At 75.2% G+C, this 11,078-nt stretch carries 13 protein-coding genes and 1 pseudogene; 7 read left to right on the top strand and 7 right to left on the bottom strand.

Features of this window, described 5'->3' with window-relative positions:
* Positions 1-159: 159 nt before the first annotated feature.
* Positions 160-708 (bottom strand): hypothetical protein, encoded by a 549-nt coding sequence (locus ACL02R_RS26180; RefSeq protein WP_412799427.1) that lies wholly within the window; start codon positions 706-708, stop codon positions 160-162.
* 175 nt (positions 709-883) lie between these two features.
* On the opposite strand from ACL02R_RS26180, the gene ACL02R_RS26175 reads away from it, so the two are divergent.
* Positions 884-1,933 carry a hypothetical protein gene (locus ACL02R_RS26175; RefSeq protein WP_412799426.1) on the top strand — a complete coding sequence of 350 codons (1,050 nt, stop codon included), beginning with the start codon at positions 884-886 and terminating at the stop codon, positions 1,931-1,933.
* On the opposite strand, the gene ACL02R_RS26170 is transcribed toward ACL02R_RS26175, so the two are convergent.
* Together ACL02R_RS26170 and ACL02R_RS26165 are read right to left on the bottom strand one after the other, a co-directional pair.
* The gene (locus ACL02R_RS26170; RefSeq protein WP_412799425.1) at positions 1,917-2,387 is read right to left on the bottom strand and encodes a hypothetical protein; all 471 of its coding nucleotides are present in this window, start codon (positions 2,385-2,387) and stop codon (positions 1,917-1,919) included. The two genes, ACL02R_RS26175 and ACL02R_RS26170, sit on opposite strands and share 17 nt — an antisense overlap.
* Before the next feature lie 73 nt (positions 2,388-2,460).
* On the bottom strand, positions 2,461-3,231 hold the full coding sequence (locus ACL02R_RS26165) for a TetR/AcrR family transcriptional regulator (RefSeq protein ID WP_412799424.1): 771 nt from the start codon (positions 3,229-3,231) through the stop codon (positions 2,461-2,463).
* A gap of 280 nt (positions 3,232-3,511) precedes the next feature.
* Between ACL02R_RS26165 and ACL02R_RS26160 the strand changes: the two are divergent.
* Positions 3,512-3,813, top strand: a pseudogene (locus ACL02R_RS26160) (ABC transporter permease); the annotation flags it as partial.
* 7 nt (positions 3,814-3,820) lie between these two features.
* On the opposite strand, the gene ACL02R_RS26155 reads toward ACL02R_RS26160, so the two are convergent.
* On the bottom strand, positions 3,821-4,237 hold the full coding sequence (locus tag ACL02R_RS26155; protein WP_412799423.1) for a VOC family protein: 417 nt from the start codon (positions 4,235-4,237) through the stop codon (positions 3,821-3,823).
* 97 nt (positions 4,238-4,334) lie between these two features.
* Here ACL02R_RS26155 and ACL02R_RS26150 point away from each other — a divergent pair, with 97 nt between their 5' ends.
* From ACL02R_RS26150 to ACL02R_RS26140, 3 genes are all read left to right on the top strand, one after another.
* The gene (locus tag ACL02R_RS26150; protein WP_412799422.1) at positions 4,335-4,928 is read left to right on the top strand and encodes a TetR/AcrR family transcriptional regulator; all 594 of its coding nucleotides are present in this window, start codon (positions 4,335-4,337) and stop codon (positions 4,926-4,928) included.
* 77 nt (positions 4,929-5,005) lie between these two features.
* On the top strand, positions 5,006-5,965 hold the full coding sequence (locus ACL02R_RS26145; protein ID WP_412799434.1) for an EamA family transporter: 960 nt from the start codon (positions 5,006-5,008) through the stop codon (positions 5,963-5,965).
* Between the two features lie 16 nt (positions 5,966-5,981).
* Positions 5,982-6,530 carry an Asp23/Gls24 family envelope stress response protein gene (locus ACL02R_RS26140; RefSeq protein ID WP_412799421.1) on the top strand — a complete coding sequence of 183 codons (549 nt, stop codon included), beginning with the start codon at positions 5,982-5,984 and terminating at the stop codon, positions 6,528-6,530.
* A 208-nt stretch (positions 6,531-6,738) separates the two neighbouring features.
* On the opposite strand, the gene ACL02R_RS26135 is transcribed toward ACL02R_RS26140, so the two are convergent.
* Together ACL02R_RS26135 and ACL02R_RS26130 are read right to left on the bottom strand one after the other, a co-directional pair.
* Positions 6,739-7,437 (bottom strand): LuxR C-terminal-related transcriptional regulator, encoded by a 699-nt coding sequence (locus ACL02R_RS26135; protein ID WP_412799420.1) that lies wholly within the window; start codon positions 7,435-7,437, stop codon positions 6,739-6,741.
* Positions 7,434-8,735 (bottom strand): PspC domain-containing protein, encoded by a 1,302-nt coding sequence (locus ACL02R_RS26130; RefSeq protein WP_412799419.1) that lies wholly within the window; start codon positions 8,733-8,735, stop codon positions 7,434-7,436. The genes ACL02R_RS26135 and ACL02R_RS26130 overlap by 4 nt, the downstream gene beginning before the upstream one ends.
* Before the next feature lie 121 nt (positions 8,736-8,856).
* On the opposite strand from ACL02R_RS26130, the gene ACL02R_RS26125 reads away from it, so the two are divergent.
* Positions 8,857-10,203: a PspC domain-containing protein gene (locus tag ACL02R_RS26125; RefSeq protein WP_412799418.1), complete on the top strand. Its 1,347-nt coding sequence runs from the start codon at positions 8,857-8,859 to the stop codon at positions 10,201-10,203.
* On the top strand, positions 10,200-10,520 hold the full coding sequence (locus tag ACL02R_RS26120; RefSeq protein WP_412799417.1) for a hypothetical protein: 321 nt from the start codon (positions 10,200-10,202) through the stop codon (positions 10,518-10,520). Before ACL02R_RS26125 ends, ACL02R_RS26120 begins: the two co-directional genes overlap by 4 nt.
* Here ACL02R_RS26120 and ACL02R_RS26115 read toward each other — a convergent pair.
* Positions 10,468-11,040 (bottom strand): DoxX family protein, encoded by a 573-nt coding sequence (locus ACL02R_RS26115; protein WP_412799416.1) that lies wholly within the window; start codon positions 11,038-11,040, stop codon positions 10,468-10,470. The two genes, ACL02R_RS26120 and ACL02R_RS26115, sit on opposite strands and share 53 nt — an antisense overlap.
* Positions 11,041-11,078 lie beyond the last annotated feature (38 nt).

Below are 11,078 nucleotides of genomic sequence, written 5' to 3'. Positions count from 1 at the left end.
CCCCCCCCCCCCTCCCCCCCCCCCCCCCCCCCCCCCCCCCCCCCCCCCCCCCCCCCCCCGGGAGCGGCGGGGTATTGACCGTAGGAACTCATGGCGAGGAACCTAGGAAGCGGCGCCCGGCCACCGCAACGCGGCTGCCCGTTATGCGGCTGATCGCACTTATCTTTTCGCCAGTTCCCCGTCGCGGAGCCGCATCTCCTCCGCAACGGGAAGCAGCTGCCCCGCTTGCACGACTGTCCACACCGCCGCCGTGACGCTCAGTACGGACGTCGCGAGCACCAGCCAGACGCCGGGCGCCGAGCCGTAGTCGGACAGCAGCGCGAAGATCTCGTCCTCGTCCTCACCGCCCCGCCCCAGCACGTCGCGCACGTAGATACGCGCCGAACGGTCGGGACCGAACGCGTTCAGTCCGCTCAGCGCCACCGTGCCGACCGACAGCACTCCGGCGACGGCGGCCAGCAGCGGCAGCCGCGCCAGCGGCGTCGCCAGGAAGAGCACCAGCGCGCCCACCGCGAGCCACAGCGTCCACACGCCGTCCCCGTCGAGACCGGCGATCTCCTGGTCCCCCCACGCCGGATGAGTGACCTCGCCCCAGGTGAGCAGGGAGCCGACGACGGCGAGCGCCGCCCCCGTCGCGCCGGCCACCGGGGCCACCCAGGGCGCCGGGCCGCCGTCACGCCGCTGTCGCTGTTGTCCATGTCCACTCATGATGGGGACAGTAGGGAGTGCGCGGGGTGGCCGCAACGTCGCTGTCTGCGATGTCCTCATGATCCCCAACGTCCCCGTGGGGCGCGCGCGTTCACTCCGGTGCCCGCGGCCCCCGCACGTCCCCTCTCCGGGGGGAACGGCCCGGCGCGGCGCGCGTGCTGGCAGGCTTGGCCCCATGCCCCCGACGACGCGCCCCGCCGCCGCCCTCGCCGCCGCCACCGCCGTGCTCGCGCCCCTGCTGCTGCCGTTCCTGGCCGCCGGGTCCGCCGCGGCCGACGACGCGGAGCCCGGGGCGTTCACGATCACGGACCCGCGGATCGTGGAGTCGAGCGGCCTCCAGGCCAGCCACGCGCACCCCGGGATCTACTGGACGCACAACGACAGCGACGACGCCGCGAACGTCTACGCCGTGGACGGCGCCACCGGCGAGACCGTCGCGACCGTCGCCCTCTCCGGTGTGGAGGCCCGCGACGTCGAGGCCATCTCGCTCGGCCCGGACGGCGACCTGTGGGCGGCGGACATCGGGGACAACTTCGACGGCGGCTGGAGCGAGGTGTGGCTCTACCGCTTCCCCGAGCCCGCCGAACTCGCCGACACCACCGTCACCCCGACCGTCTACACCCTGACCTACGCCGACGGGCCGCGCGACGCCGAGGCGTTGATGGTCCACCCCGTCACCGGGCGGGTGTACATCGCCAGCAAGAAGCAGGACGGCGGCGCCGCGCTGTACGCCGGGCCGGAGGAGCTGGCGACGAGCGGCGTCAACACGTTCGAGCCCGTCACGGATCTCGACCTGTGGGTGACGGACGGCGCGTTCTCGCCGGACGGGACGCGGCTGCTGCTGCGCGGCTACTTCGGCGCGGTCATGTACCGCTGGCCGGAGACGGGCGTGCCGGAGGCGATCGACCAGCGCGTCGTGCCGCCGCTCCAGGCACAGGGCGAGTCCGTCACGTTCACGCCGGACGGGCGGACGCTGATGTTCGGCAGCGAGGGGGAGGCGAGCGCCGTGGAGCCGGTCGGGCTCAGCGGCGACCTGCTGCCGGAGACCGTGCGGGAGGAGGCGGCCGAGGGCGGGGACGGTGGTACGGGCGCGCGTGAGGACGGCGGGGGCGGCGGGGACGGTGACGGCGGGGAGCTGTCGCTGTCCACGCGCGCCGTCGTCGTCGCGGGCGTCGCGGTGCTCGCCGTCGTCGGCCTGCGGCGGCTCGTCACCCGGCGGCGCTGAGCCACGGGGCCAGCAGCGCCACGATCCCGTCGAGCGGCGGCGTCAGGCTGGCGTCGTCCGCCATGACGTAGCGCTCGCCGTGGACGACGGTGTAGCGGAACGCGTCGGGCGCGGGCGCGTCGTACGTCCGCGGCGGCAGGGCGGCGAACGCGTCGCTCTCCACGAGGTCCGTCAGCTCCGCGAGCTGGGCGTCGGTCAGTTCGCCGTTCTCCATCTCGGCGCCGGTACCGGCCACCGACGTCAGCGAGCCGTCCGCCGCGACGGCCACGAACACGCCGGGGCCGCCGCCCGCCAGTCCGCCGGAGACGCTGACGGTCACCAGCTCGGCGGGGGCGGTCGGCCCGGGGGGCACGCCGTCGCCGCCGTCGCCGGTGCCCCCGGCGCAGCCGCCGTTCAGCGCCACGGCCAGCAGCGCGCCGGCCAGCAGTGCGCCGCGTCGTGACCCCACTGTCATCCGCCCCCCTGCGGGCGCCGTCGCCCTGCCCGGAACGTAACACCGGCCCGCCGCGCGGCGGAACACGTACGGCTCACCCGTCCGCCGGCTTACGGCGCGCCCGCCCGCCGACCAGGGCCGCGCAGCCGTCCAGCACCCGGTCGAGGCCGAAGCGCATCGACTCCTCGGCGCCCATGGCGAACGCGTCCTCGGCCAGCCCGAACACCTCCGGGTAGCGACCGGTGTGGTAGGCGGTCGTCATCAGCGGGCCCTGCTGTGCCCAGAACTCCTCGTCGCTCACGCCCGAGTCGCGGCTCGCCTGTTCGCGCAGCACGTGGTAGCGGGCGATGCCGGTGACGTAGGAGTCGACGGTCATGATGACCTGCACCTTCTCCTGGCCGGTGAGCCCGAGGTCCGCGAGGCCGCGCAGCGCGAACTCGAAGCCGAGCAGCGCGTTCGGCCCGAGCAGCGGGCGGGACTGGTTGACCTGGAGCAGCCACGGGTGGTCGAGGTAGAGGCGGTACGTGCCCTCGGCGACGAGGGTGAGGATCGCGCGCCAGTCCTTGTCCCGGTGCGCGTCGGGGTCGCCGTCCGGGGCGTTGACGTGGTCGAGCATCAGGTCGAGCAGCTCGGCCTTGCCGGGGACGTAGCGGTAGAGCGACATCGTGCCGACGCCCAGCTCGGCCGCGACGTTGCGCATGGACAGGGCGGCGATGCCGTCGCGGTCGGCCAGCGCGACGGCGGCGGTGACGATGCGGTCGAGGGTCAGGGCCGGCCGGGGGCCGCGCGCGGCGGTCTCGCGGCCGTGCCACATCAGTTCGAGGCTGCGGCTGATGTCGCCGCGGCCGCTGTGTACCGGCTCCATGGTGGGCGCAGTCTAACGACCCCCTCGTCTGTGGGTACGCCGTACCCAGATCAACGGGAGGGGACCGCGTGCGCGCGGAGGAAGGCGACTGGTCCGTCGTCGCCGAGGGACTGGCCAAGCGGTAGTGCGACCGCCTCGCCGTCGACGGCCTCGGCCCGGCGGTGCGGCGCGGCACCGTCCGCATGCTGGCCACCCTGACCCGCCCCGACGGCGGGCGGGCGTCGGCCGGCGGGCACGGCATACGGCGCGAGCCGGCGCGCGTACGGCGGCGCACGCGGTCGCGCTGAGGTGGGTGGGGGTGTGGCTGGGGCTCGCGGTGCCGAGCGTGGCGGCGGCGGGGAACCTCTTCGCCGTCGCCTTTCCGCTCGGCATGGTGTCGTCCGTCTTCACACCCCCGCATCTGATGCCGGACTGGCGGGGGCCGTCGTGCTGTGGAACCCGGTGTCGTCCACGGCGGACGCGATCCGCGACCTGGTCGGCAACCCCGTGCCACTCGGCGGCAGTCGGGTCGAGCAGCACGCGCTGCCGATGGCGTACGCGGGCCCGCTCGCCGTGCGCCGCTGCCGCGCCCTGGGGAGGTGAACGGCGGTCAGTCCGCCGCGTACTGCGCCGCGAAGTCGGCAGACGGCTCGATCGGGGTGATGACGTCGATCAGCACCCCGTTCGGGTCGGGGACGATGAAGTGCCGCTGCCCGAAGTCCTCGTCGCGCAGCGGCAGTACGGGGGTCAGGCCCGCGCCGGTGACGAGCCGCTCCCACTCGGCGTCCACGTCCGCCACCTCGAAGTTGAGCAGCAGGCCGCGCGCCGGGACGCGGTAGCCCTCGGGGACGGTCGGGTGGGCGTGGTCGAGCAGGGCCAGCTCGCGGGCCGGGTCGGCGGTGTGCCGGAGGCTGACGTACCAGTCGGCCTCGAAGGTCACCTCGAAGCCGAACAGGCGGGTGTAGAAGTCCCGTGACTCGCCCACCCGTTCGGTGCCGATCACTGGGTAGAAGCCGGTCAGTCGCATGGTCGTCGCGCCTTTCGCATACCATCGGTACGCGAGTGACGGTATTCGCATACCGTTGGTATGTCAAAGGCCGGTGCGCCGAGAGGGTGTGGGGACGATGCGGACCGACGGCATCCGGGCGCGGCAGCGCGAGCGGACGCGGCGCGTCCTGCTGCGGGAGGGCAGGCGGCTGTTCGCCGACCACGGGTACGCCGCCGTGAGCCTGGCGCAGATCACGGAGGCCGCCGGGGTCACCAAGGGCGCGCTCTACCACCACTTCGCGGGTAAGACCGAGCTGTTCCACGCCGTGCTGACCGCCGTGCAGGACGAGGTGGGCCGCCGGGTCGCGGCCGTCGCCGACCAGTACGCCGACCCGTGGGACCGGCTGGTCGCCGGGAGCGAGGAGTTCCTGGCCGCGACGACCGACCCCGACACGCAGCGGATCATGCTCGTCGACGGCCCGGCCGTCCTCGGCTGGAACGAGTGGCGCGCCATGGACCAGGCCGCCTCCGCCCGGCACCTGCACGACGCGCTCGCCGCCCTGATGGACAACGGCGCCATCCCACGGCAGCCCGTCGCCCCGCTCGTGCACCTCCTGTCGGGCGCGATGAACGAGGCCGCGCTGTGGCTGGCCGCCTCCGCCGGGCCCGACGACCTCGCCGACACCACGGCCGCCCTGCGCCGCCTGCTCGGCGCGCTGCGCGCGGGGTGACGACGGGGGCGCGGGAAGGGGCGTGAAAAGCGGGTGACGCGCGCCGGGCGCTCGCCGAGACTCCCCATGTGGCCACCATGAACGCGCGGGCCGGGCACACCCTCGACGCCGTCCCGCCACCCGTCCTCGTCCTGCTCGGCATCGTCAGCGTCCAGCTGGGCGCGGCGGTGGCCAAGAACCTGTTCGGCGCCGTCGGCAGCTTCGGCACGGTCACACTGCGGCTGTTCTTCGCCGCCGCGGTGCTGCTGCTGCTGTGGCGCCCCTCGCCGCGCCTCGGCCGCCGCGCCTGGACGGTCGTCCTCGCCTACGGCGTGACCCTCGGCGCGATGAACCTCTGCTTCTACCTGGCGCTCGACCGCGTCCCGCTGGGCATCGCCGTGACCGTCGAGTTCCTCGGCCCGCTCGCGGTGGCCCTCGGCGGATCGCGGCGCTGGCCCGACGCGTGCTGGGCGCTCCTCGCGGCGTGCGGCGTCGTCCTGCTGGCGGACGGCGGCGGCGACGTGGACACCGCCGGTCTGCTGTTCGCCCTCGCGGCGGGCGCGTGCTGGGGCCTGTACATCCTCGTCGGCGCCGCGCTGGGCCGGCACACCGCCGAGGGCAACGGCCTGGCGCTCGGCATGGCCGTGGCCGCGGTCGTCGCCGCGCCCTTCGGCGTCGCCGACAGCGGAACGGCGCTGCTCCAGCCGTGGGTGCTCGCGGCGGGCCTCGGCGTGGCACTGCTGTCGTCCGTCGTTCCGTACTCGCTCGACCTGGAGGCGCTGCGCAGAATCCCGCCCCGGGTCTTCGGCATCCTGATGAGCCTCGAACCGGCCGTGGCCGCCCTCATCGGCCTCGCCGTCCTGGGGGAGGCGCTGCACTGGAACCAGTGGATAGCGGTCCTGTGCGTGGTCGCGGCGTCGGCGGGCGCGGCGCGCGGGGCGGGGAGGAACGGCGGGGCGACACGGCGTGCGCGCGGCAGGACCGGGCAGCGGGCAGATGCGGAACAATGCGCCCTGCCGGGAGATCCGGCGGGGTCGGAGATCCGGCAGGCCAAGTGAGGGGTGTGAGGCAGTGATGGACGCGACGAGGGACGCTTTCCCGGCGGACGGGGCCGCGGGCACGGAGACCGGTGGCGCGCAGGTGCCGCAGGGGCGCACGGAGAGCGCGGGCCCCGCCGTACCGCAGGGCACCGAGGGCGCGACCACCGTCACGGACGGCGGCAGCGGGCCCGGGGAACCGGCCGCCACGCGCGGGCAGACGTCCATCGCGGACGGCGTGGTCGAGAAGATCGCCGGCATGGCGGCGGCCGAGGTCACGGGCGTCTACGCGCTCGGCGGCAGCGGCCTGGCCCGCGCGCTCGGCGCCGCACGCGACCGCGTCCCCGGCGGCCGGTCGAACGTCGCGCGCGGCGTCCACGCGGAGGTCGGCCAGCGGCAGACGGCCATCGACCTGGACGTGGTGGTGGAGTACGGCGTGCCGATCCCCGAGGTGGCGGCCGAGATCCGGGAGAACGTCATCACGGCGCTGGAGCGCATGACGGGGCTCGAAGTGGTGGAGGTCAACGTGGCGGTCGGTGACGTCCACCTCCCGGACGAGAACCCGGCGGACACCCGCATCGTCTGACGCACCGGCCGCGGACGGCCCCCGCCCCCGGCCCACGCGTCCGGCACGACGGCGGTGTCCTCGCCGGAGACCCTGGCCGGGCGGGTGCGCCGCGGCCAGGTGCGGTGGTGGCGTGCGGGGACCGCAGGCGTACGCGTACACCGCGCGGCGCGCAGTCCGCGCGGTGCAGTGGCGGGCGGTGCAGTGGCGTGCGGTGGCGTGCGGTGGGTCAGACCAGGCGGCGGGCGGTGGCCCAGCGGGTCAGCTCGTGCCGGTTCGACAGCTGGAGCTTGCGCAGCACCGCCGAGACGTGGCTCTCCACCGTCTTCACCGAGATGAACAGCTCCTTGCCGACCTCCTTGTACGCGTACCCCCGCGCGATCAGCCGCAGCACCTCGCGCTCCCGCTGCGTCAGCCGGTCCAGGTCCTCGTCCACCGGCGTCGCGTCCGACGAGGCGAACGCGTCCAGCACGAAGCCCGCCAGCCGCGGCGAGAACACCGCGTCCCCGTCCGCCACGCGGAAGATCGCCCCCACCAGGTCGGGCCCGGTGATCGTCTTCGTCACATAGCCGCGCGCCCCGCCCCTGATGACGCCTATGACGTCCTCCGCCGCGTCCGACACCGACAGGGCCAGGAACCGCACCGGCCGCTCCGGCGCCGAGATCAGCTCCGCGCTGCGCCGCAACACCTCCACCCCGCCGCCGCCCGGCAGGTGCACGTCCAGCAGCACGACGTCGGGCCGCGCCGCCTTGATCGCCGCGACCGCCTGGTCCACGTCGCCCGCCTCGCCGACCACCTCGACGCCCGTCTCCTCGGTGCGGCCGATCTCCGCCTGCACCCCGGCCCGGAACATCCGGTGGTCGTCCACCAGGACCACACGGGCCCTGCGCGCGCCGCCCGTCACGCCGCCCGTCATGCCGTCCGTCATGCCGTCCGCTCCATCGCCCGCTCCATCGTCAGTTCCACCTCGGTCCCCTCGCCCGGCGCCGAACGCACCCGCGCCGCCCCGCCGTTGCGCTGCATCCGTCCGATGATGGACTCGCGCACACCCATCCGGTCCGCCGGCACCGCGTCCTGGTCGAAACCGGGGCCGCGGTCACGCACCGACAGGAAGACCGTACGCCCCTCCACCTCGGCGAACACCTGCACGGGTCCGCCGTCGCCGCCGTACTTGGCGGCGTTCACCATCGCCTCGCGCCCGGCCTGCAACTGCGCCGCCAGGCCCTCGTCCACCGGGCAGTCGCCGACGCACACGACCTCGATCGGCACGCCGTGCAGGTCCTCGACCTCCGCGACGGTCGCGCGCACCGCCTCGGCGAACGTGCGGGCCGTCTCCTCCTCCGGCTCCGGAGCGCGGCCGGACCGTTCCGCCGACTTGTACAGCCACGCCCGCAGGTCGCGCTCCTGCGCGCGGGCGAGACGGGCGACCTCGCGGGGCTTCTCCGCGTTGCGCTGGATCAGCGTGAGGGTGTGCAGCACGGAGTCGTGGATGTGGGCGGCCAGCTCGGCGCGCTCCTGCGCCCGGATGCGCAGCGTCCGCTCGGCGGACAGGTCCTGCACCATGCGCACCACGTACGGGCCGACCAGCAGCGCGATGCCCACCAGCACGGCGACCGACGCCTGGAGAACGACGCTCAGCGCCTCGGCCGACACCCCCTGGCCCAGGACGAACGCGGTGATGCCCAGGCACATCAGCACGGCGCCCGCAGCGCTGCGGGCCAGCGGCAGCCAGCGGCTGTCCCGGGTCGCGGCGGCCCACTGGGAGCGCCGGGTGTTGTCCGCCTGCCGCCACACGACGGCCGCGCCCACGCCGACGACCAGCAGCGGCCACAGGTAGCGGGCCTGGAGGGGGAGGTGCAGGTTGAAGCCCAGCGCGGCCAGGGCGGCGACGGCGACCACGATGGCCAGTAGCTGCCGCTTGTCGCGCGGGTGGTGCAGCAGGTGGAAACGGGACCGGCCGGTCGGCGGGGCGACGGGCCGTACCGGCGTCCCGAGGGGGACGACGAACCAGAAGATGCCGTACAGCGGGACGCCGAGACCGTTCGCCGTCACGAGCGCGAAGAACGTCAGCCGCACCCAGGACACCGGGACCCCGAGGTGCCCGGCGAGGCCCTGGGCGACGCCGCCCAGCCAGCGGCCCTCCACGACGCGGTAGAGCTTGCGCACGCCCGCGTCGTCGGGGGAGGCGTCGGCGGCGGCGCCCGGCGCTGTGGTGGGGGTCGTCATACCCCGATCGTCACACGAACGGGCCACCGGGGGCATCAGGGGTGTCCCGGGCAGGGGACTCAGGGACGGGTCCGGGGCGCCCCGGATTCCGGCCGCAGCCGCGCCCGGCCACCATGGAGGCATGAGCGACGCTCCCACCGGTGGCATGGCCGGGGAATCGACGACCACACGCGTACGGCGCGAGTGGACGCAACTGACGCGCAGCAGGCGGCACAAGGTCGTCGGCGGCGTCTGCGGCGGCCTGGCCCGGCACTTCCGGCTCGATCCGGTGATCCTGCGTGTGCCCCTCGTGATGCTGTCGGTCGTCGGCGGGCTCGGGCTGATCGCGTACGGGCTGGCGTGGCTCCTCATACCGTTCGAGCGCGAGGAGGAGAACGAGGGGCGGCGGCTGCTGTCCGGCCGCGTCGAGGGCCCGGGGCTGACGGCGCTGCTGCTGATCGTCGCCGGATGTGGCCTGCTGCTGGCGTCGCTGGCGGACACCGGCGGCGTCGTGTGGTTCTCCCTCCTCGTCTTCGCGTCGATGGCGGGCGCGGCCCACTGGGCGCGGCGGGGCGAGCAGCGCTGCGCCGGGCAGGCGGCCGACCCGGTCGCCGCCCAGGCCGCCGCCGAGGCGCCGCCGGAGGCCGCCGCGCCGCCCACCGCGGGGCCGTCCTGGTGGCGGGGCACCAGTGACCCGCAGCGGCCCGGCTACCTGTGGGGCCCGGCCGAGGCGGCGGACGCGCGGCCGGGCACGGCGGCGGGCGTCCGGGCGCCGCGCGAGAACACCGCGCCGCCCGCCGCCGAACCCGCCGCCGGACCCGCCAGGACCCGCGAGTTCCGCTTCGGCGGACTCGTCGCCCTGCTCGCCTCCCTCGCCTTCCTCACCGGCACGGCGCTCGCCTGGGAGGGCGAACCGCTCGGCACGGCGCTGGTCGTCGGCCTGACGGCGGCGCTCGTCGTGTACGGCCTCGGCCTGGCGGTCAGCGCGTTCGTGGGGCGCGTCGGGGGCGGGACGGTCGTCATGGCGGGCCTGACGGCGGTGCTGCTCGCCGGTGCCTCGGCGCTGCCCGACAACATCGCGACGGGCTGGACCGAGCCCGTGTGGCGCGTCGAGTCGGCGGACGCGCTGCGGCCCGCGTACAGCATGGACACGGGCGACGCGCGGCTGAACCTGACCGGGCTCGACCTGGCGGCCGGCGAGCGCGTCACCACCTCGGTGGAGGCGGGCGCCGGGCAGGTGACGGTCCTGGTGCCGCCGGACGTCACGGTGGAGGTGCACGCGGAGATCGACGTGGGCGCGTTCTCCTACGACCCGCTGACGACCGTGGACGACCCGGGGCCGGTCCGTTCGTTCGGCGGCGTGAGCCAGGAGCGGACCATCACCTACGGGCCGCAGGACGGGGACACGGCGGGCGGGACGGTCGAGTTGTGGCTGGACATGGGCATCGGGCACCTGGCGGTGCGGCGGATCGCGGAGGGAGCGGCATGAGCGGCGGCGGGACGCGCGGCGGGGACGGCGGGATGCGGAGGCACCGTTTCGAGCCCTGGCGGCTCGTGCTGGGCCTGACGATGATCGGGATCGCCGTCGTGCACCTGGTGCGGCTGCGGGGCGACGGGGACGGGGTGCCGCTGATCGCGGTGTTCGTGCTGGCGCCCGCGGCGCTGCTGCTGAGCGGGGCCGTGGCGGCGGTGACGTTCACGGCCCGGCGTACGGCGCGCGCGTGGCGCGTGCGGCGTGGTGACGGCGCGGGGATCAGTTCGGACGGGCGAACAGGCGCTGGCTCCGGCGGTCCTGGCGGCGGCTGAGGGCGGGCCCGAGGGCGTGGGTCCCGGCGCCGGTGAGCAGCAGGGTGACGAAGCCCAGCGCGTACGGCAGGTCGTGGCCGAAGTAGTACGGGTCGGTGTGCCAGCCCGTCGTCAGCCAGAACGCGAGCGTCAGCAGCGCCCCCGCGGCCGCCGCCCAGCGGGTCAGCAGCCCGAGGAGCACGGCGACGCCGATGGTGATCTCGGCCGCGCCCAGGCAGCCGGCGACGAGGTCGGGGCGGTCGAGCACCAGGTCGGTGAGGCGCGGGACGGCGGCGTCGCCACGGGTGAACGACACCATCCGCGCGATGGCGTCCCCGTTCATCGCCGCGCTGAACGGGCGGACGTCGGCGAACGTGTCGATCCCGGCGTACAGGAACGTCGTCCCCAGGAACAGGCGCAGGGGGAGCGGGGCCCAGCGCGCCGTGCTCTCGCGCGCCTGCTCCTGCCGCCCGGGGACGGGGACGCCGGGCAAGTGGGTGTGGACGGGGGGCGGGCCGCCGATTCGGGGCGTGACAGACATGGTGGGAACCTTCCGTGATGTCGCCCTTGGGGCATCTG

It is taken from the genome of Streptomyces sp. MS19 (genome assembly GCF_047200595.1).
Taxonomy (GTDB): domain Bacteria; phylum Actinomycetota; class Actinomycetes; order Streptomycetales; family Streptomycetaceae; genus Streptomyces.
Note: the sequence above shows the minus strand (reverse complement) of the source record. Positions and strands in the feature narration are given on the sequence as shown.